Origin of the sequence: Microbacterium sp. 71-36 (genome assembly GCF_001898305.1) — a bacterium.
Lineage (GTDB): Bacteria > Actinomycetota > Actinomycetes > Actinomycetales > Microbacteriaceae > Microbacterium.
Map to the genome: position 1 here is coordinate 1,375,210 of NZ_MKTP01000001.1, position 19,563 is coordinate 1,394,772.

23 protein-coding genes are annotated in these 19,563 nt (G+C 71.0%); 12 read left to right on the forward strand and 11 right to left on the reverse strand.

The annotated features are described in order from the left end of the window. Nucleotides 1-1,341: an aspartate--tRNA(Asn) ligase gene (gene aspS, locus BGO45_RS06700; protein ID WP_292692017.1), complete on the forward strand. Its 1,341-nt coding sequence runs from the start codon at nucleotides 1-3 to the stop codon at nucleotides 1,339-1,341. Between the two features lie 72 nt (nucleotides 1,342-1,413). Further along, a complete protein-coding gene (locus BGO45_RS06705) occupies nucleotides 1,414-2,463 on the forward strand; it encodes an ATP-binding cassette domain-containing protein (protein WP_292692019.1) in 1,050 nt (349 codons plus the stop codon). Nucleotides 2,464-2,523: 60 nt separating this feature from the next. On the opposite strand, the gene BGO45_RS06710 is transcribed toward BGO45_RS06705, so the two are convergent. The 6 genes from BGO45_RS06710 to BGO45_RS06735 all read right to left on the reverse strand — a co-directional run bounded on the left by BGO45_RS06710 (nucleotide 2,524) and on the right by BGO45_RS06735 (nucleotide 4,421). Further along, on the reverse strand, nucleotides 2,524-2,826 hold the full coding sequence (locus BGO45_RS06710) for a Dabb family protein (protein WP_292692021.1): 303 nt from the start codon (nucleotides 2,824-2,826) through the stop codon (nucleotides 2,524-2,526). Next, the gene (locus tag BGO45_RS06715) at nucleotides 2,823-3,101 is read right to left on the reverse strand and encodes a glutaredoxin family protein (protein ID WP_083696778.1); all 279 of its coding nucleotides are present in this window, start codon (nucleotides 3,099-3,101) and stop codon (nucleotides 2,823-2,825) included. The genes BGO45_RS06710 and BGO45_RS06715 overlap by 4 nt, the downstream gene beginning before the upstream one ends. Before the next feature lie 31 nt (nucleotides 3,102-3,132). After that, nucleotides 3,133-3,426: a rhodanese-like domain-containing protein gene (locus tag BGO45_RS06720; protein WP_292692024.1), complete on the reverse strand. Its 294-nt coding sequence runs from the start codon at nucleotides 3,424-3,426 to the stop codon at nucleotides 3,133-3,135. A gap of 86 nt (nucleotides 3,427-3,512) precedes the next feature. Continuing rightward, nucleotides 3,513-3,611 (reverse strand): AURKAIP1/COX24 domain-containing protein, encoded by a 99-nt coding sequence (locus BGO45_RS06725; protein ID WP_003792170.1) that lies wholly within the window; start codon nucleotides 3,609-3,611, stop codon nucleotides 3,513-3,515. Between the two features lie 83 nt (nucleotides 3,612-3,694). Continuing rightward, complete coding sequence (locus tag BGO45_RS06730) at nucleotides 3,695-3,886, reverse strand: helix-turn-helix domain-containing protein (RefSeq protein ID WP_056224003.1); 192 nt, start codon at nucleotides 3,884-3,886, stop codon at nucleotides 3,695-3,697. Between the two features lie 139 nt (nucleotides 3,887-4,025). Then, nucleotides 4,026-4,421: a helix-turn-helix transcriptional regulator gene (locus BGO45_RS06735; protein WP_292692028.1), complete on the reverse strand. Its 396-nt coding sequence runs from the start codon at nucleotides 4,419-4,421 to the stop codon at nucleotides 4,026-4,028. A gap of 100 nt (nucleotides 4,422-4,521) precedes the next feature. Between BGO45_RS06735 and BGO45_RS06740 the strand changes: the two genes are divergently transcribed. Further along, a complete protein-coding gene (locus BGO45_RS06740; protein WP_292692911.1) occupies nucleotides 4,522-5,931 on the forward strand; it encodes a TrkH family potassium uptake protein in 1,410 nt (469 codons plus the stop codon). Further along, the gene (locus tag BGO45_RS06745; protein WP_022877902.1) at nucleotides 5,924-6,595 is read left to right on the forward strand and encodes a TrkA family potassium uptake protein; all 672 of its coding nucleotides are present in this window, start codon (nucleotides 5,924-5,926) and stop codon (nucleotides 6,593-6,595) included. The genes BGO45_RS06740 and BGO45_RS06745 overlap by 8 nt, the downstream gene beginning before the upstream one ends. A 152-nt stretch (nucleotides 6,596-6,747) precedes the next feature. Here BGO45_RS06745 and BGO45_RS06750 read toward each other — a convergent pair whose 3' ends face one another. Together BGO45_RS06750 and proC are read right to left on the reverse strand one after the other, a co-directional pair. Continuing rightward, the gene (locus BGO45_RS06750) at nucleotides 6,748-7,035 is read right to left on the reverse strand and encodes a DUF1905 domain-containing protein (protein WP_292692030.1); all 288 of its coding nucleotides are present in this window, start codon (nucleotides 7,033-7,035) and stop codon (nucleotides 6,748-6,750) included. 1 nt (nucleotide 7,036) lies between these two features. Continuing rightward, complete coding sequence (proC, locus tag BGO45_RS06755; RefSeq protein WP_076495235.1) at nucleotides 7,037-7,882, reverse strand: pyrroline-5-carboxylate reductase; 846 nt, start codon at nucleotides 7,880-7,882, stop codon at nucleotides 7,037-7,039. Between the two features lie 100 nt (nucleotides 7,883-7,982). On the opposite strand from proC, the gene BGO45_RS06760 reads away from it, so the two are divergent. Together BGO45_RS06760 and BGO45_RS06765 are read left to right on the forward strand one after the other, a co-directional pair. Then, entirely contained in the window at nucleotides 7,983-9,095 is a 1,113-nt protein-coding gene (locus tag BGO45_RS06760; RefSeq protein ID WP_292692034.1) for an alpha/beta hydrolase, read from the forward strand. 10 nt (nucleotides 9,096-9,105) lie between these two features. Next, on the forward strand, nucleotides 9,106-10,035 hold the full coding sequence (locus BGO45_RS06765; RefSeq protein WP_292692036.1) for an LLM class F420-dependent oxidoreductase: 930 nt from the start codon (nucleotides 9,106-9,108) through the stop codon (nucleotides 10,033-10,035). Nucleotides 10,036-10,041: 6 nt separating this feature from the next. Here the strand turns inward: BGO45_RS06765 and tadA are convergent, their stop codons facing one another. Further along, the gene (gene tadA / locus BGO45_RS06770; RefSeq protein ID WP_292692914.1) at nucleotides 10,042-10,476 is read right to left on the reverse strand and encodes a tRNA adenosine(34) deaminase TadA; all 435 of its coding nucleotides are present in this window, start codon (nucleotides 10,474-10,476) and stop codon (nucleotides 10,042-10,044) included. Nucleotides 10,477-10,562: 86 nt separating this feature from the next. Here tadA and upp point away from each other — a divergent pair, with 86 nt between their 5' ends. Further along, nucleotides 10,563-11,195: a uracil phosphoribosyltransferase gene (upp, locus tag BGO45_RS06775; protein ID WP_292692038.1), complete on the forward strand. Its 633-nt coding sequence runs from the start codon at nucleotides 10,563-10,565 to the stop codon at nucleotides 11,193-11,195. Nucleotides 11,196-11,216: 21 nt separating this feature from the next. Here upp and BGO45_RS06780 read toward each other — a convergent pair whose 3' ends face one another. Beyond that, entirely contained in the window at nucleotides 11,217-14,753 is a 3,537-nt protein-coding gene (locus tag BGO45_RS06780; protein WP_292692040.1) for a bifunctional RecB family nuclease/DEAD/DEAH box helicase, read from the reverse strand. A 109-nt stretch (nucleotides 14,754-14,862) separates the two neighbouring features. Between BGO45_RS06780 and BGO45_RS06785 the strand changes: the two genes are divergently transcribed. After that, nucleotides 14,863-16,923: an NAD(+) synthase gene (locus BGO45_RS06785; RefSeq protein WP_292692042.1), complete on the forward strand. Its 2,061-nt coding sequence runs from the start codon at nucleotides 14,863-14,865 to the stop codon at nucleotides 16,921-16,923. Between the two features lie 27 nt (nucleotides 16,924-16,950). On the opposite strand, the gene BGO45_RS06790 is transcribed toward BGO45_RS06785, so the two are convergent. Next, entirely contained in the window at nucleotides 16,951-17,448 is a 498-nt protein-coding gene (locus tag BGO45_RS06790) for a DUF427 domain-containing protein (RefSeq protein WP_292692044.1), read from the reverse strand. A 103-nt stretch (nucleotides 17,449-17,551) separates the two neighbouring features. Here BGO45_RS06790 and BGO45_RS06795 point away from each other — a divergent pair, with 103 nt between their 5' ends. The 4 genes from BGO45_RS06795 (at nucleotide 17,552) to BGO45_RS06810 (ending at nucleotide 19,531) form a co-directional block, all read left to right on the forward strand. Next, nucleotides 17,552-17,749, forward strand: a complete 198-nt coding sequence (locus BGO45_RS06795) for a hypothetical protein (RefSeq protein ID WP_292692046.1) — start codon at nucleotides 17,552-17,554, stop codon at nucleotides 17,747-17,749. After that, nucleotides 17,746-17,895 carry a hypothetical protein gene (locus tag BGO45_RS06800; protein WP_175611137.1) on the forward strand — a complete coding sequence of 50 codons (150 nt, stop codon included), beginning with the start codon at nucleotides 17,746-17,748 and terminating at the stop codon, nucleotides 17,893-17,895. The genes BGO45_RS06795 and BGO45_RS06800 overlap by 4 nt, the downstream gene beginning before the upstream one ends. Before the next feature lie 70 nt (nucleotides 17,896-17,965). After that, the gene (locus tag BGO45_RS06805; protein WP_292692049.1) at nucleotides 17,966-18,910 is read left to right on the forward strand and encodes an aldo/keto reductase; all 945 of its coding nucleotides are present in this window, start codon (nucleotides 17,966-17,968) and stop codon (nucleotides 18,908-18,910) included. A gap of 63 nt (nucleotides 18,911-18,973) precedes the next feature. After that, nucleotides 18,974-19,531 (forward strand): nucleoside phosphorylase, encoded by a 558-nt coding sequence (locus BGO45_RS06810; protein WP_292692051.1) that lies wholly within the window; start codon nucleotides 18,974-18,976, stop codon nucleotides 19,529-19,531. The last annotated feature ends 32 nt before the right edge of the window (nucleotides 19,532-19,563 follow it).

The following is a 19,563-nucleotide window of genomic DNA, read 5'->3' on the forward strand; positions in this document are numbered from 1 at the left end:
GTGAGCGAACGCGTCCTCGTCCAGCAGTTGAAGTCCCTTCCCGCCGGCCCCGTCTCGGTGTCGGGGTGGGTCGAGACCGTCCGCGATCAGAAGAAGGTCCAGTTCGTCGTCCTGCGCGACGAGACCGGTGCCGTACAGCTGGTGAACCCCGCGACGCGCCCCTCCGAAGAGGCGGGCGACCAGGATGCCGTGGCCCTGGCCCTCACCGAGACGATCGGCGGGCTGGCCAACGGCACGTTCCTCACCGTCCGCGGTGAGCTCAAGCACGACGAGCGCGTCAAGCTCGGCGGCGTCGAGATCAAGATCGGCGAGCTCGAGATCGCCGCGGCGGCGAACCCCGAGACCCCGATCGCGGCCGACAGCGGTCTGGACAAGCGCATGGACTGGCGCTTCCTCGATCTCCGCCAGCGTCGCAACAACCTCATCTTCCGCGTGCAGACCACCCTCGAGCACGCCATGCGCACCTACTGGGTCGAGCGCGACTACATCGAGGTGCACTCCCCCAAGCTCATGGCATCCCCCTCGGAGTCCAACGCCGAGCTGTTCGAGGTGCCCTACTTCGAGGACAAGACCGCCTACCTCGCGCAGAGCCCGCAGTTCTTCAAGCAGATGGCGCAGGTCGCCGGGTTCGGCAAGATCTTCGAGATCGCCCCCGCGTTCCGCGCCGACCCCTCCTTCACCAGCCGCCACGCGACCGAGTTCACCTCGATCGACGCCGAGATCAGCTGGATCGACTCGCACGAAGACGTCGCCCGCATGCAGGAGGAACTGCTGCAGACGGCGTTCCAGGCGGTCAAGGACAAGCACGGCGACGAGATCCAGGAGCTGTTCGGCGTCGAGGTGCAGGTGCCCGCGGTGCCCTTCCCCCGCATCCCGCTCGCGGAGGCCCGCGAGATCGTCGCGGCCCGCGGCTACGACATCCCCCGCACCGACGGCGACCTCGACCCCGAGGGAGAGCGCCAGATCGCCGCGCACGTGCGCGAGGCGTTCGGTCACCAGTTCGTCTTCGTGACCGATTACCACCCCGAGATCCGCGCGTTCTACCACATGCGCGACCCCGAGACCGGGCTCACGAAGTCGTACGATCTCCTGTTCAACGGCGTCGAGATCACCACCGGCGCACAGCGCGAGCACCGCGTCGACGTCCTGGTCGAGCAGGCGAAGGAGAAGGGGCTCGACCCCGCTCACCTCGACTTCTACCTGGACTTCTTCCGCTTCGGCGCTCCGCCCCACGGCGGCTTCGGCATGGGCCTCGCGCGCGTGCTGATGCTGCTCCTCGGCGAGTCGTCGATCCGCGAGGTCACCTACCTCTTCCGCGGCCCCACGCGCCTGGCTCCCTGAGTTCCTCCGCCCGACGCCCGAGGTTCACTCACCGGGCCGGGCGAGGTCATCCGTGACCTCTAGCGTGTCGTCATGGTCGAAGGCAGCGTCGCGGTGACCGTCCCTGCGGACGGCCGATCGAGCGCGGGGTGGAGCGTCCGGGTCGCCGCCGTCGGCCGCACCCGCGCCGGGGAGCGTGTGCTCGACGGGTTCGATCTCACGGTCGCCGTCGGGGAGATCGTCGCGATCGTCGGACCGTCGGGGTGTGGCGCGACGACGGCCCTCCGCGTGATCGCCGGGCTGGAACGCGCCGACACGGGAACCGTGAGCATCGCCGACGGTCTGTCCACGGCGGCGGTCTTCGCCCACACGGCGGTGCCGCGATTCGGCCGGGTCGGTGAGGCCGTGGCCATCGTCTCCCGCCGCGCCGGCCACCCCGATCCCGACGCACGCGCACGCGAACTGTGCGGGCTCCTGGGGCTGTCGGACCCGGAGGCCGCGACCCATCGCCTGGCCCGGGGCGATCGCCGCCGAGTCCTCCTCGCGCGGGCTCTGGCGTCGGAAGCGCGCATCCTCCTGCTCGACGATCCTCTCGACGGACTCCAGAACTACGAGCGCGCGGTCCTGCGCGATCGGCTCGTCGAGCACCTGCGCGATCGGCGGATCACCGCGGTCTGGGTGACCAGGGAGACCAGCGAGGCCGCGGCCGTCGCCGATCGCATCGCCGTCATGGTGCGGGGGCGGATCGCCGCCTCGGGGAGCCCTGAGGACCTGTTCCGGCACATGGGCGATCCGGCCGTCGCCGCGGTGCTCGGTCCGGTCAGCACCGTGCCCGGGATCGTCGAGGACGTCACGGTCGACGTCTGGGGCCAGGACGTCCCCCTCGCGGAAGCCGGTCCCGACGGGCATTGCGAGGTGATCGTGCGCCCCGATCAGGTCGTGCTGGTCGGCCCGACGGAACCCGGCGTCGACGCCGTGGTGCAGGAGACCAGGTTCCTGGGCAACATGCGTCTCACGCAGGTGCGCGCGCAGGACGGCAGCGTGGTGCAGATCGAGCACTCGGTCGAGGACCGCGTCGCCCCGCAGGCGCCGGTGCGCATCGCCCTGGCCACGTCCGCCGTGACGGTGCGGCCGCTCGGCTGAGCCGTGGCTCCCGCGTCACCACGCCGCAGATGGCGTCGGTGGCCGAGGCGGTGGAGCGGGTCAGGCGGGGAAGTCGATTCCGGCCCGATCGGTGACGACCGAGCGGACGAACGCCGCGACCTCCTGATGCGCCGGGTGCACCTGGTACCGCTCGAGGGCCTCCACGTCGGCGAACTCGCTGACGAGCGCCACATCCCAGTTGGTCTGCGGGTAGGCGACGTTGCGCCCCACGTCGAGGTGCTCGATCTCGGGGATCCGGCCGCGGAGCGAGAGCAGCCGCTCGGCGATCTGCTCGGCGTGCAGCGCGCGGGTGTCGGCGTCGTCCGCCGCGAGCTTCCACAGGACGATGTGACGGATGCTCACGCGGAGGCTCCTTCGGGGTCGGCCGCGAGAAGTGCGGCGCGGAGGCGATCGGCGGAGACGCGCCAGTGCGCGTGCAGTTCGCCGTCGATCAGGACGACCGGGATCTTCTCCCACCACCGCTCGTACAGGCCGGTGTCCTCGGCGATCGACGCCTGCTCGATGACGAGGCGGTCGGCGACCTCGGCCGGAAGCTCGGCGACGACGGCATCGACGATCTGCTCGGCGACGTCGCAGAGATGGCAGTCGGGCTTGCCGATGAGCGTGAGGGTCGTCACCTCACCCATCCTAGGAGGGCGCGTCGGGGCGTCAGGACTCGACGTCGTAGCCCGAGGCGATCCACTCGCCGGTGCCACCCTCGACGTTGGTCGCGTCGTGACCGCGGGCCGTGAGCGCCTCGACGACGCGCGCCGAGCGACCGCCGGCCTGGCAGATCACGTCGAACGCCCCTTCGGGCAGCTGGTCCAGGTTCTCGCCGATGGTCGACATCGGCAGGTTGACGGCGCCGGGGACGTGTCCTCCGACGAACTCGTCGACCTCGCGCACGTCGATCAGCGGACGATCGCGTCCGGCGTGCAGGTCGTGGACCGAGATGGACTGCATGTGTGCTCCTCGAGAGGACGTCGGTGATCGGGTGCCGCATACACGAAGCGCCCGTCGGATGACAGGCGCTCGGTGTGGTGGTCGCGTTACTTCTTGTTGCGACGCTGGTGACGAGTCTTGCGAAGCAGCTTGCGGTGCTTCTTCTTCGCCATGCGCTTACGGCGCTTCTTGATGACAGAACCCACGGAAAACCTCACTAAGTCGGGGTCTGGGTGCCGATGTCGGCTCCCGGGAACGGGCAGGCGTTGGAAAAAGGCCTCGGACTAGTCTAGCCGACGTCGGACACCGGCCGCTGCACGGCCTCGGCGACGGCAGATTCGGGCACCCGATAGCTGCGTCCGAACCGCACGGCGGGCAGCTCGCCCGCGTGCACGAGACGGTAGACGGTCATCTTCGAGACCCGCATCAGCTCGGCGACCTCGGCGACCGTCAGGAAACGCACGTCGGGCAGCTCTGCCATCGATCACCCTTCGCCGCGGGTGTCCGTCACCCATTGATGTGGACACACTCTAGGGTCTGCCCGCGACGCGTGTAAACCTATGGGGCTTCTGTGACGAAAGTGAGATGAGGGAGCGGTGTTCCTCGGGCTCGACGGGCGCTCAGCGGCCGGGGAGCTTGCGGAATGCCGACGTGACCGAGTGCTTCACCGAAGCAGCCGCGCGTCCGACGACCTCGGCCGCGTGGACGGCGGATTCGGGCAGTGCCGGCTCGTTGTCGACGTCCACCGAGAAGAAGGGCACGAGCCAGTCGTCGACCTGGTCGAGCGGGGCGACGGCGAGGCTGTAGTAGCGATGCTGCCCCTCTTCCCGCACCGAGACCAGTTCCGCCTCCCTCAGGACCTTCAGGTGCTTGGAGACGGTGGGCTGGCTGACTCCGAGCGCGTGCACGATCTGCGAGACGCTCGTGCCCCGCTCACCGCCGGTCGCACGTTCCAGGAGCAGCTGAAGGATGTCGCGACGCGTGCCGTCAGCGATCACGTCGAAGATGTCCGCCATGGCATTAGGTTAGCCGCGAGCCCGCCCGAGTACCATGATTCGGGTTCGTCGGCGAAGGGAGTCCCGCATGGCCGCGACTCCCGACGAGGCGCGTATGTCGATGCGCGTACGCCGCATCGCCTTCCGGGCATGGGATGGATTGCGTGACCTGACCACGGCATCCCCCGCCCGGTTCGCCGTGCTGGTGTTCGTCATCCTGATCCTGCTGTTCACGGCGCTGTTCTCCCTCCCCGCCGCCGCCGCGGACGGACAGCGGACGCCCCTCGCCGACGCGTTGTTCACGGCGGTGTCGACCATCTGCGTCACGGGCCTGTCGACGGTCAACATGTACAGCCACTGGTCGCCGCTCGGACACGTCATCACCTACCTGGGGGTCAACGTCGGCGCCCTCGGCGTGCTGACGCTCGCCTCGATCCTGGGGCTCGTCATCTCCAAGCGCCTGGGACTGCGGGCCAAGCTCATCGCCGCGGGCGACAGCAACCCGCTCCGCGCGCACGGCGGACCGGTCAACGAGGGCCAGACGATCCGGCTCGGCGAAGTCGGTCAGCTGCTGCGCACCGTCGCACTGTCCACCCTCGTCATCGAGGCGGGTCTCACGATCCTGATCTACCCGTCCCTGGTGATCGGCGGCATCCACCCGCTCGTCGCGCTCTGGGAGGCGCCGTACTACGCCGCCATGGCGTTCACGAACACCGGCTTCGTGCCCAACGCCGACGGTCTCACCCCGTTCGCGCAGGACTACTTCCTGCTGACGGTGCTCATGATCGGCGTGTTCCTCGGCTCGATCGGGTTCCCCGTGATCTTCACGCTGTGGCGGCACTGGTGGCGGTTCCGGCTGTGGTCGCTGCACGCGAAGCTGACGATCATCACGACCGTCGTCCTCTTCTTCGCGGGCGCCGGCGTCATTCTGCTGCTGGAATACGACAACCCCCTGACCTTCGGGAGCATGGACGCGTGGGACACGACGTTCCAGGCGTTCTTCCTGTCGGCCATGACGCGATCGGGCGGATTCTCGGTCGTGAACATCGGGGACCTGAACGGCGCGACGCTCATCGTCGGCTCGATGCTCATGTTCGTCGGCGGGGGCTCGGCATCCACCGCCGGCGGAATCAAGGTCACGACCCTCGCGGTCCTCGCTCTCGCCGTGTGGTCCGAGGCGAAGGGACGTCCCTCGGTGCAGGCGTTCGGCCGCCGTATCCCGAGCGACGTGCAGCGTGTGGCGCTCTCCGTGGTGGCGTGGGGCGCCACGATCGTCGCGCTGTCGACCGTGACCATCAGCCGGATCACCGACGCACCGATCGAGCACGTGCTGTTCGACGTCATCTCGGGTTTCGCCACGGTGGGTCTGTCCACGGGGCTCACCGCCGAGCTGCCCGACCCCGCCGTCTACGTGCTGGCTCTCACGATGTTCATGGGGCGCATTGGTACTGTGACACTCGCCGCGGCCGTCGCGGCGTCCTCCCGTTCGCAGCTCTACGCGCTGCCCGTCGAAAGGCCGATCGTTGGTTGAACGGATCCGCAGCGACGCGCCCGTCCTCGTCATCGGCCTCGGGCGTTTCGGCGCGGCGTGCGCCGGCGAGCTGGACCGACTCGACCGCGAAGTGCTCGCCGTCGACGGCAACCTCGACCTCGTCCAGAAGTGGTCCGAGCGCGTCACCCACGCGGTGCAGGCCGATGCCCGCAACATCGACGCCCTGCGCCAGATCGGTGCGCAGGACTTCCAGGTCGCGGTCGTCGCAGTCGGCTCGCTCATCGAGGCATCCGTCCTCATCACCGCGAACCTCGTCGACCTGAAGGTGCCGCAGATCTGGGCGAAGGCGGTGTCGCAGTCGCACGGGAAGATCCTCGCCCGCGTCGGCGCGAACCACGTCATCTACCCCGAGGCCGAGGCCGGCGAGCGCGTCGCGCACCTGGTGAGCGGACGCATGCTCGACTTCATCCGCTTCGACGACGACTTCGTGCTCGCCAAGATGTACCCGCCGAAGCTGGTGCGGGGGGTCGGCCTGAACGAGTCGGGCGTGCGCACGAAGTACAACGTCACCGTGGTCGGGGTGAAGAGCCCGGGCCGCCCGTTCCGCTACGCGGAGGCGAACACCGTGGTCACCAACCACGACCTCATCATCGTGTCGGGCACGAACAGCGACATCGAACGGTTCGCGGCGCTGGATCGCTGACACCCGCGCCGCGTCGCGCCGCCCCCGGATGCGTCGTCCGCGCGTCCTCCCTTCCGCCGATAAACGCGATCCACGGCGAGACACGGGTGCACAGCACGTTTCTCGCCGCCGACGGCGTTTATCGCGGGCAGGCGGGGGCGGAGGGGATGCCGTCAGACCGCGATCTCCAGCTCGACCGCGACGACGTCGTCCACGCCGAGGTGCTCGGCATCCTGGAGCGCCTTCTTGATCGGCACGACGTAGGCACCGTCCTTCGGCCAGAGGGCCGTGGTCACCCGCGTCGCGCCGATCGTGACGGCCGCCGGGATCATGCCCCACCCGTAGGTGACGACGGGAGCCACCTCGGCGATGGCCGCGGCCTCAGCGGGCGGGACGGTGACGAAGTGGTACGGCGCGGGTCCGCGCCAGTACCAGATCGGCCCCTCGAACCGCAGCCGCATGTCAGGCCCCGGCGGCGAGTTCCTTCGCGCGGGCGAGGGCGGCTTCGGCCGCCGCGGTGAACGTGTCGTCGAGGCGGGCGGCCTGCAGCACCGCGACCGCGCGCTCGGTCGTGCCCTTCGGGCTCGTGACGCGGCGACGGAGTTCGGCCGGGTCGACGTCCGCGGATGCCAGGAGCGCCGTCGCCCCGATGAACGTCTGTTCCGCCAGCAGGCGCGCGGCGTCGACGTCGAAGCCCATGCGGACGGCGGCCTTCGTGAACTCCTCGATGAGGAGGAAGACGTACGCGGGGCCCGAGCCCGAGATGGTGGAGAGCGCGTCGATCCGGGACTCCGGAACCTCGACGACCTGACCGACCGTCTCGAAGAGCGCGCGCACGAGCGCGACGTCGTCCGCGGTCGCGGCGGCCCCGGCCGCGAGCCCCGTGACGCCCTTGCCGACGAGGGAAGGGGTGTTCGGCATCGAGCGCAGCGTCGCGACGCCCTCGCCCAGGTGCTTCGCGAACGTCGCCAGGGTCACGCCGGCCGCGAGACTCACCACCACCGCGCCCGGGCGCAGGTGCGGCGCGATCTCGTCGAGCAGGTCGGGCACCATGGCGGGCTTGACCCCGATGAGGACGACATCGGCGGATGCCGCGGCCGCGACGTTGGCGTCCGGCGCGGTCTCCAGCGCGACGCTGGTGACACCCTCGAGCTCGGCGAGTTCAGCCGCCTTGGCCGCCGAGCGGTTGGTGGCGGTCACTCCCCCGCCGGTGAGGCCGGCGGCGACGAGCCCCCGCAGGATCGCGCCCCCCATGGAACCGGCGCCGAGGAACGCGAGCGGGGGCAGGGAGGGGGTGGCATCCGTCATGCAGGCAAGTCTACGAACCCTGAGTGCGGCCGATAGTGGCGCGCGTTAGAGTCGGAGCGCGTCCGTACCGGAGCGGATGCGAGTGACACGGAGGACCCCCATGACTCTCTTCGACGGCATCACCTCGCGCCTGATCGAAACCGGTCGGCTGAGCGTCAACGTGCTCCAACGCGCGGCCGACGACTCCGCCACCGGACCCGAGCAGACCGTGGTCTTCGTCCACGGCAACGTCTCGTCGTCGCTGTTCTGGCAGGAGATCATGCAGGACCTCCCGAGCGACCTGCGGGTGCTCGCGGTCGACCTCCGCGGCTTCGGCGGCACCGAGCACGCCCCGATCGACGCCACCCGCGGCGTACGCGACTTCAGCGACGACCTCCACGCGACCCTCGAGGCCCTCGGCATCCCGACCGCACACCTCGTGGGCTGGTCGATGGGCGGCGGCGTCGTCCTGCAGTACGCCCTCGACCACCCCGTCCTCTCGCTGACCCTGCAGGCGCCGGTCTCGCCCTACGGATTCGGCGGAACACGCCGCGACGGGTCGCGCCTCACCGACGACGACGCCGGAGCCGGGGCCGGCGGCGCGAACCCCGACTTCGTGCAGCGCCTCATCGACCACGACACCACCGACGAGGCCCCCACCTCTCCGCGCTCGGTCTTCCGGTCCGGCTACGTCGCCCCCGGCTACACGAGCGAGCACGAGGACGTCTGGGTCGAGTCGATGCTGACGACCTCCACGGCCGGCGGGAACTACCCCGGGGATTCCGTCGCCTCGCCGAACTGGCCGGGGTTCGCCGCCGGCAACCTGGGCGTGCTCAACACCATGGCGCCGAAGCACTTCGACGTCTCCGGCATCGTCGGCCTCGCCGAGAAGCCCCCGATCCTGTGGATCCACGGGACGGCCGACGCCATCGTCTCCGACGCCTCGTTCTACGACTTCAACCACCTCGGCGCGCTCGGCATCGTGCCCGGCTGGCCGGGTGAAGAGCTCGCCCCCGCCCAGCCCATGGTGTCGCAGACGCGCGACGTGCTGGACGCCTACGCCGCCGCGGGGGGCGAGGTCACCGAGATCGCCGTGGAGGGCGCCGGGCACGCCCCGCACCTCGAACGACCCGCGCAGTTCCGCCAGGCGCTGCTGACGGTGATCGGCTACGTCGGTCGCCCCGCCGATCCGGCCCCGCCCACCGAGGCGATCATCCTGCGTTCGGCCGACTGAGGGGTACGCCATGGAGTACTGCCTCTTCACCGAGCCCCAGCAGGGATTCACGTACGACGACCAGCTCGCGTTCGCGCGATCGGCCGAAGCACACGGTCTGGACGGCTTCTTCCGTTCCGATCACTACCTGCGGATGGGCGACGGCGACCCGCTCCCCGGCCCCACCGACGCCTGGACGACGCTCGCCGGCCTGGCCCGCGAGACCTCGCGCATCCGTCTCGGCACGCTGGTCTCGTCGGTGACCTATCGCGTCCCCGGCATCCTCGCGATCCAGGTCGCGCAGGTCGACGCGATGTCGGGCGGCCGCGCGGAACTCGGTCTCGGCACGGGCTGGTTCGAAGCGGAGCACGCCGCCTACGGCATCCCGTTCCCGCCGAAGCGGTTCGACCTGCTCGAGGAGCAGCTCGCGATCGTCACCGGGCTGTGGTCCACGCCGGTGGGTGAGACGTTCTCGTTCGAGGGCGCGAACTACCGCCTGGATGCCGCACCGGCGCTGCCGAAACCCGTCCAGTCGCCGTTGCCGGTCATCGTCGGCGGCGGTGGCCCGAAGCGGACGCCCGCCCTCGCCGCGCGCTTCGCGACCGAGTTCAACATCGGGTTCGTCCCGGAGGACGTCGTCGCCGAGAAGTTCGCTGTCGTGCGCGCGGCGTGCGAGGACATCGGTCGCGACCCCGCGACGCTGAAGCTCTCGGTCGCGCTTCCCACGATCGTCGGCGCCGACGACGCCGCGATCGAACGCCGTGCGGCCGCGATCGGCCAGACGCGCGCGCAGTTCGACAACGGCGCCAATCTCATCGGGCGTCCCGAAGAGATCGCGGCGAAGGTCGAGCGGCTGCGGGATCTCGGCGCCGAGCGGGTGTACTTCCAACTCCTCGACCTGCGCGACATCGACCACGCGGACGAGGTCGGCGCCGAGCTGCTGCCGCTCCTCCCCCGCTGACCCGGGTCAGTCGCGACGGCTCTCGAAGAAGTCCCGCAGCAGAGCGGATGCCTCCGCCTCGGCGACCCCGCCGACCACCTCGACGCGGTGCGGCAGACGCCGATCGCGCAGAACGTCGTAGAGGGAGCCCGCGGCACCCGCCTTGGCATCCCATGATCCGAACACCACGCGCGGCACACGCGCCTGCAGGATCGCCCCCGCGCACATGACGCACGGTTCGAGGGTGACCACGAGCGTGCACCCGGCGAGGTGCCACGTGCCGAGGTGCGCGGCGGCTTCGCGCAGGGCGACGACCTCGGCGTGCGCCGTCGGGTCGTTCGTGATCTCGCGGAGGTTGCGGCCCTCGCCGATGACCTCGCCGGTCGGCCCGAGCACGACCGCCCCGACGGGCACGTCCTCGTGCGCGGAGGCGTCGCCGGCGAGCGCGAGCGCGCGGCGCATCGCGGCGAGGTCGGCGGCGGTGGGGGTCACGGTGCTCCGAAAAGACGAGGGCGGAGTCTCGGGGTCGAGCGGCTAGCCTTGAGCCTATGCGTGTCCACGTCGCCGACCACCCCCTCATCACCCACAAGCTCACGGTGCTGCGCGACCGGCAGACGTCGTCGCCGGTCTTCCGTCAGCTCACCGAGGAACTGGTGACGCTGCTCGCGTACGAGGCCACCCGCAACGTGCGGGTGGACCCCATCGATATCCAGACCCCGGTGACGACCACCCAGGGCGTGAAGATCAGCGAGCCGCGACCGATCGTCGTGCCGATCCTGCGCGCGGGTCTCGGGATGCTGGAGGGGATGGTGAAGCTCCTGCCCACCGCCGAGGTCGGATTCCTCGGCATGGTCCGCGACGAGGAGACCTTCCAGCCGACCACGTACGCCGAGCGGCTGCCCGACGACCTCAGCGACCGCCAGTGCTTCGTGCTCGACCCGATGCTCGCGACCGGCGGCTCGCTCGGCGCGGCGATCACCTTCCTCTTCAACCGCGGCGCGCAGGATGTGACCGCGATCTGCCTGCTCGGCGCGCCGGAGGGCGTCGCCGCGATCGAGAAGCAGGTCGAGGGACACGACGTCACCCTCGTGCTCGGCGCCCTCGACGAGCGTCTGAACGAGAAGGGCTACATCGTGCCCGGGCTCGGCGACGCGGGCGACCGCCTCTACGGCACGGCCTGACGCCGAGTCTTCGCCGGACTCTCAGGCGTCGGCACCGACCAGTCGCGCGAAAGCGCTGAGACGTGCGACGCCTTCGGGAGTGCGGGGCAGGTCGTCGAACAGCGCGGGAGAGAACAGGACGAACGCGGCCTGCATGGCCCGCGAGATCGCGACGTTGATGCGGTTGCGCAGGAGCAGGAACTCCAGGCCTCGCGGGGCCTCGCGCCCGGATGAGGCCGCGAGCGTGAGGATCGCGACCACCGCCTCCTTGCCCTGGAAACGGTCGACCGTCCCGACCGGGACATCGGCGAACCCCGCCGCGGCGAGGGCTTCCTCCACCTCGACCTGCTGCGCGTTGTACGGCGTGATCACGATGATGTCGTCGGCGCGGAGCGGACGCGGTGGGTGGATCACGGCGGCGTCGCCGACGCCGCCCTCGGCACCCGTCCACTCGCGACCGACGAGGTCGGCGACCAGCGCGACCACGGCCGCAGCCTCCTCGGGCGAGGACGTCGTGTTGCCGTGGTGCCGGACCGGAACAGCACGGAGCCCGGGCTCGACTCCGGCCAGCGATCGCAGCGCCGTCGACGGGTGGGCGGCGAGGCGCCCCTCGTACGAGAGCCGCGACACCGGGCCCGCGACCGCCGGGTGCATGCGGCGCGTTCGGGCGAGGAAGTAACCGAACTCGGGCGGCACCACCTCGGCGCCGTCGATCACCCACCCCAGTGCCGACGTGTCGACCGGCTCGGGGTGGGTTCCCTGACTGACCTGCGGCAACTGCTGCGGATCGCCGAGCAGGAGCAGGCGCGGGGAGGAGAGGGACACCGCGATCGTGGATGCCAGCGAGAACTGCCCGGCCTCGTCGATCACGAGGAGGTCGAGGCTCCCGCGCGGAATCCGCCCCTCGTGGCTGAAGTCCCACGCCGTCCCGCCGACCACGTAGCCGTGAGCGGCGTTCTCGGCCGCGAAGGCCGGGACGCCGTTCTTCGGCAGGACGGTGAACGAATGGTCGGCACCCGGGTCTTTCGGAGCCTTGCCGACCCGCCCCGCGGGGACGCCGGCGGCGATGACGCGGTCGAGCATGTGCTCGACCGTCGCGTGCGACTGCGCCACGACTCCGACGCGGTAGCCGCGCTCCGCCACCAATCGGGCGATGACGTGCGATCCGACGTAGGTCTTGCCCGTGCCCGGGGGGCCCTGCACCGCGAGATAGCTGCGGTCGAGGTCGGCGACGCTGCGGGCGATCGCGGCCACCTCGTCGTCTCCGGCGCCCCCGTCGATCGAGGTCACCGGAACCAGCGCACCGGAGCGGGTGCGCGGGGGGCGCCGCCGGAGGATGTCGGCCGCCGGGCCGTCGGGAAGCGCGGGAGCCGCGGCCAGCAACGCGTCGGCCCACGCGTCGATCGCCTTCTGCTGGTTGCCGGCGCGCGGTGGCGCCGACGGCGTCAAGGCGAGCGGGAGCGTGTCCCACGTGACCCCGTCGACCGCGATCTCCTCGATCACGGCGCCGTCATCGAGCACGTCGCGCACCGTCACGCGACGCGCACCGTGGATCCAGCGGGGACGGACATCGAGGGGGAACGGCGCCGGCAGGTCGTAGACGGCGAAGGGCTCGGCATCCACCGACAACCGGCTGCCGGGGGCGACCTCGCCGCGCACCTCGACGAGCCGCCGCTCGGCGCCGCGGCCCGACTCCGCGATGTGCCAGTCGGCGACCACCCGCGAGCGCGCCGCGTCGACGACGATGACGTCGCGCGTGTCCTCCCAGATCGAGACCGGCTCGCGCAGACGCAGGAAGTGCGTCGCCCAGTACGTCTTCTCTTCGCGCGGGTAGTAGTCGATCGCGGCCGCCGCGAGACGCAGGGCCGTCGCGTCGGGCTCGTCGGCGTCGACCGCCCAGCGCTGCAGCGCGGTCGCGCGGGGGGACGGCTCGTAGGCCTGCTCGTCGGGCTCGGCACCGCGGGCGGGCATCGCCCCGCCCTCGCGCGCCCGGTCGACGAGCCAGTCGCGCAGGCGCCGGGTGGAGACGCAGTCGTAGCGGTTGTAATCGGCCAGGTCGTCGAGCACCCGCTGAGCGGCCTCGACCTCGCCGTCGGCGGCGAGCGCACGGGCCTCGACGTACTTCACGATCGAGTCGTCTCCGCGCTGGACGTCACTGGTGCGCACCTCGTCGCCCATGTACAACGGCTCTAGCTTCTTGATCGAGTAGGACCGGGATCCCACGCGCAGAGCGCGGCGCACCACCGGGTACAGGTCGACGAAGACGCCGTCGCGCAGCAGCCGGTCGACGTCGGCCTCGCGCACCCCGTACCGCGCCGCCATCGTCAGCAGGTGCGTCGGTTCGTAGGGTGCGTAGTGGTAGATGTGCATGCCGGGGAACTGCTCGCGCCGCACGGCCACCATGTCGAGGAACCGCTCCAGGGCCGCCCTCTCGTCATCGAACGAGTGCGCCCAGAGGGCTCCGTACCGTTCGCGCGTGTCGACCCAGCCGAACAGGTAGTCGATGCCCCACTGCTCCCGGTCGCCCTCGGTGTACAGCGGGTCGCCCTCGAAGTCGAAGAACAGGTCGCCGTGGTCGGGGCGCGGGAGCACACCCAGGGCGCGGGGTTCGACGACTTCGAACGTCGGCACGACGTGATCGCCCGCCGCCCCGTCTCCGGCCGGGCTCTCGAGCTGCAGGCGGGCCTGCGTCCGGAGCGACGCGAAGGTGTCGGCGCTCATGCCCGCGGGGGCGACGGGCGAGGATGCCAGCGCGTCGATCGTGTCGATCCCTCCGGCCCGCAGACGGTCGCGCTGGACGGGGCGCATGCCGGCCACCAGGAGCAGGTCGCGGTGGGCGACGACCTCGATCTCGCAGGTCGGGCAGCGACCGCACGCGAGGACGGCGAGCTCGCCGCGCGGGTCGCCCCACGGGATCACGGGTCCGGCGACGCCGAGCCCGACCCGGCGATCGGCGATGAGGGCGCGCAGGCGCGCACGCCGCAGGGCGAACACCGGCAGCAGATCGTCGACGCGATGAGTGCTGGTGCCGCCGTCGCCGAGCAGCAGCTGGACCTCGTCGGAACGCGCGACGCCGAGGCGGTCGAGCTGGTCGACGTAGGCCGCGAGCTGCATGAGGGCCGTGACGCGGGCACGGCGTGCGAGCTTGGTGTCCTGCACGATCCACGGCCGCGGGCCGCCGTCGCCCCTGTCGGGCTCGCGCACGAGGAAGTCGGCGAAACCGACGAACTCATCGGTCGCGAAGGCCGCCTGGTAGACGACCTCGGCGGTCGGGTCGGCCAGCGCCTCGTCGGTGAGGCGGACGGCCTCGGCGAGCGCCTCGGCGTCCGAGGATCGGGCGGCGGGGATCTCGCGGACGGCCGCACCGAAATCGCGGCGGTAGTCGTCGAGCACGCGCAGCTCATGCGCGGTGCCGAGGGCTGCGGCGCGTTCGAGCGTGGCATCCTCGGGATCGGGCACGGCCTCGATGCGGCCGATCTTCGCATCGATTGCCCGGAGCCACGCGAACTCGCACTCGGCTGCCGCTTTGAGGTCGCTGGCGCTCCAGACGATCCGGGCCTCTTGCTCGATGTACCGCATGATGGTCAACGCTAACCGGGGCCGCCGACATCGCCGGTCGCCCGTCCACAGGACTCCGCGTCCCACAGCCGTCCCCCGCAGTGTCGACGCCACCTGACAGACTGGAGCGGTGATCACCGAGCTGCCGTTCGAGAACGTCTACCGGCACGGCTTCGCGCGCGTGGCGGCGTGCACGATCCCCGTCGCCGTCGCCGACCCCGCGACCAACGCCGAAGCGGTGCTGGTCTCGGCGCGCGAGTGCGACGCCGAGGGGGTCGCGATCGCCGTCTTCCCCGAGCTGTGCCTGTCGGGATACGCGATCGACGATCTCGTGATGCAGGACCCCCTGCTGGATGCGGTGGAGGCCGCCGTCGCGCGCGTGGTCGCGGCATCCGTCGATCTCCTGCCCGTGCTGCTCGTCGGGGCGCCGCTGCGCCACGGGAACCGCCTTTACAACTGCGCCGTCGTCGTGCACCGGGGGCGCATCCTGGGCGTCGCGCCGAAGTCGTACCTGCCGACGTACCGCGAGTTCTACGAGCACCGCTGGTACGCGCGCGGCGACGACACGGCCGGCCAGCACATCGCCGTGGCCGGCGAGACCGTGCCGTTCGGCACCGACCTGCTGTTCGACGCCGTCGACGTGCCCGGGCTGACGCTGCACGCCGAGGTCTGCGAGGACGTGTGGGTGCCGATCCCGCCCTCCTCCCCCGCGGCCCTGGCCGGGGCCACGGTGCTCGCCAACCTCTCGGGCAGCCCCATCACCATCGGACGCGCCGACGACCGCAGCCTGCTGTGCCAGTCGCAGTCGCTCCGCTGTCTCGCGGCCTACGTCTACGCCGCCGCGGGACAGGGCGAGTCGACCAACGACGTGTCGTGGGACGGCCAGACGATGATCTACGAGGGCGGTCAGCTCCTCGCCACGACCGAACGGTTCCCCGACGGTCCGCGCCGCAGCGTCGCCGACGTCGACCTCGACCGCCTGCGCCAGGACCGCCTGCGCCAGGGCACGTTCGAGGACAACCGCCGCACGGCCGGGACGCCGTTCCGCACGGTGCCGTTCGAACTCGCGCCCCCGGCCGTAGACCTGGGCCTCCGGCGCGCGCTCGACCGGTTCCCCTTCGTCCCCGACGACCCGGCGCGTCTGGCGCAGGACTGCTACGAGGCGTTCAACATCCAGGTGTCGGGGCTCGTGCAGCGGCTCGAGGCGATCGGCGGACCGCGACCGGTCCTCGGTGTGAGCGGCGGGCTCGACTCGACGCACGCCCTCCTCGTGATCGCCCGCGCGATGGACCGGATGGGACGCCCGCGCAGCGACATCCTGGCGTACACGCTGCCGGGGTTCGCGACGAGCGAGAAGACCAAGCGCAACGCGATCGCCCTGGCCGAAGCGGTCGGTGCGACGATCCAGGAGATCGACATCCGCCCCGCGGCATCCGAGATGCTCTCCCGGATGGACCACCCGTTCGCCTCGGGCGAGCCCGTGCACGACGTCACGTTCGAGAACGTCCAGGCGGGACTCCGCACCGATTACCTGTTCCGTCTGGCGAACCAGAACAACGGGATCGTGATCGGCACGGGCGATCTGTCCGAGATCGCGCTGGGCTGGTCGACGTACGGTGTGGGCGATCAGATGAGCCACTACTCGGTGAACCCGGGGGTGCCGAAGACCCTGATCCAGCACGTCATCCGGTGGGTGATCTCGTCGGGCGAGCTCAGCGCGGCCACGATCGAGGTGCTGCAGGCCGTCCTCGACACCGAGATCAGCCCCGAGCTGGTGCCGGCAGGGCAAGACGGCAGGATGCAGTCCACCGAGGACCGCATCGGCCCGTACAACCTGCACGACTTCACGCTGTACCACGTCCTGCGCTTCGGCTTCCGGCCGTCGAAGATCGCGTTCCTCGCCGTGAACGCGTGGGGAGACCCGGATGCCGGATCCTGGCCCGCGGGCTACCCCGAGGGCGCGCGGCCGTCGTACGACCTCATCACCGTCGCCCGGTGGATGGAGGTCTTCCTCCAGCGCTTCTTCGGCTTCGCGCAGTTCAAGCGCACCGCCATCCCGAACGGACCGAAGGTGTCGCCCGCCGGGTCGCTGTCACCGCGCGGAGACTGGCGCGCACCGTCGGACGGCAACGCCCGCGCCTGGCTGGCCGAGCTGCACGCCGCCCTCCCGGAGGCGTTCGTCGGGGACTGAGGCGCGCGCAGGCGCGGTGCGGCGCCGTCACCACCCCATCGAGCCGGGGACGCCCTTGAACGGCCCCGCGAGATCGCGTGTCACCCAGCCGCCGTAGAAGCCGCCCGGCTGCGGCTCGACGGTCTCGCCGGCGACGACGCACCGGTCCATGGGCGCCGCGTACACGGCGACCCGATCGGCGAGCACCTCGTAGCCGGGCATCGGGTTCGGGTAGTTCCACGCCGCACGTTCGGCGACGACACCGTCACCACCGTGCACGTCGAAGTACCGCGCTCCGCCCTTGAACTCGCAGAACGAGGCGCCCTGCCCCGGGGTCAGCGCGTCGCCGAACGCGGCGATCGGCAGGTAGTACACCGGCGGGTGGCTCGTCTCGAGCACGCGCACGACGTCGTCGGTGTCGACGATCCGGACGCCGCCGAAGTCGATCTGCACGCGCTTCGGAACGCGCTCCACGCGCGGCGGCCGGGGGTAGTCCCACACGGATTCCTGGCCGGGACGGACGGGGTCGGGTACGGGGCGCGCCATGGATCAACGGTACGCCGCGCCGGCACCGCGAGGGTCGGCCGTGATCGAAGCGTGGCACGGGGGTGCGCGACGGTTCGATAGCCTGGGCGGAGGAGGGGCACGAGTGAGCGGCGAACACGGCACCGGTACCGGTCGACGGTTCCGCGTCTACCAGGTGGGCGGGATCGTCCTCGGCGTGCTGTTCCTCGGGCTCGGCATCGCCGCGCTCCTCGCGGGCGGCGGCCCCGTGATCGCCGCCATCGCCGGAATCGGAGGCCTGTCCGTGATCATCGTGTCGATCGTGATGATGGTGCGCTCATGACCGCCCCCGACGAGGGCGGTCAGGGCGAGAAGCCCCGCAAGTATCCGCGCGGTCAGGTCGTCATCTGGATCGCCGTGTCGGCGGTGGGACTCTGGCTGCTCGGCAGCGGCCTCATCGGCATCCTCACCGGGGGCTCCGGAAACTGACGCCCGCCGGGAATTCCCCACGGTCCGTGCCGTTGTCCTGAGGGCATCGATCACCGAACGAAAGGGCATCATGGCGCGCATCGGACGCAGCGACCTCTACATCCGTCCCCTCTCCCTGGGCGGCAACGTCTTCGGCTGGACCGCCGACCGGGACACCTCGTTCGCCGTGCTGGATGCCTTCCACGCCGGCGGCGGCGACTTCATCGACACCGCCGACGGGTACAGCGCGTGGGCGCCGGGCAACTCCGGCGGCGAGAGCGAGACGATCATCGGCGAGTGGCTCGCGAGCCGCAAGCCGGAGAACGTGGTGGTCGCCACGAAGGTCAGCACCCACCCCCAGTTCCGCGGCCTCGCCGCCGCCAACGTGCGTGCCGCGGCCGAAGCGTCGCTGACCCGGCTGGGCGTGGACGCGATCGACCTGTACTACGCCCACTTCGACGACCCCGAGACTCCGCTCGAAGAGACCGTCGGCGCCTTCGCCGACCTCGTCTCGGACGGTCTCGTGCGCTACGTCGGCGTCTCGAACTACAGCGCGGACCGCATCCGCGAGTGGATCTCCCTCGCCGAGGCCGCCGGAGCCGACCTCCCGGTCGCCGTTCAGCCGCACTACAACCTCGTCCACCGCACCGCCGTCGAGAGCGAGATCGTGCCCGTCGCCGAGCAGTACGGCCTGTCGCTCGTGCCGTACTACGCCCTCGCGAGCGGCTTCCTCACCGGCAAGTACCGGACGACGGATGCCGCGGGCGACTCCCCCCGCGCGGGCGGCGCCGCGAAGCTCGCGACCCCCGCGGGTCTCGCGGTCATCGACGCGCTGGAGGACATCGGCCGCGCCCACGACGCGTCGATCGCCAGCACCGCCCTCGCGTGGCTGCGCACGCAGCCGACCGTGGTCGCTCCGTTGGCGAGCGCGTCGCGCCTGGAGCAGGTCCCCGACCTGATCGCCGGCATGTCGTTGGAGCTGTCGGCCGAGGAGCGTGCACGACTCGACGAGGTCTCCGCGGCCGCGCAGGACTGATCGCTCCACCCGACCCGGGGTCGCGCATCGTCGCGCGGCCCCGCGGTCGGTCAGAATGGGGAGGTGAAGCTCCTCGTCGCCGCCCACGCGTCCGAATTCGTCGCCTTCGAGCCCGACATCCCCGGTTTCGACCGGCTGCTGACGGGCGTCGGCAAGATCCCCGCCGCCTACGCGCTGACGCGCGCCCTCTGCGAGAGCACCTACGACGAGATCGTCGTCGTGGGGACCGCCGGCGCCATCGATCCCGACCTCGAGGGCGGCATCTACGACATCTCCGCGACGATCCAGCACGATGTGAAGGGCCTGGACGGCGCGTTCGGCCAGCACGTGTGGCTGCCCGCGCGGGTCGACATCGCCACCGAGGGTGTGGTCATCGCCACCGGCGACCACTTCGTGGACGACGCCGACGCGGTCGCCCTCATCCGTGGTCTCGACGCGCGCATGGTCGACATGGAGTCGTATGCGCTGGCGTGGGTCGCGCAGCAGTTCGACGTGCCGATCCGCATCCTGCGGGCCGTGTCCGACCGCGCCCAGGACGGTGCGACCGAACTGTGGGACGACGTCGTCGAGCGCTGCAGCCACGAACTGCGCGCGAAGATCCGCGAACTCTACGGCGTCTGACCACCGCCCCCTCGGCTCGCCCGGCCGCGGGC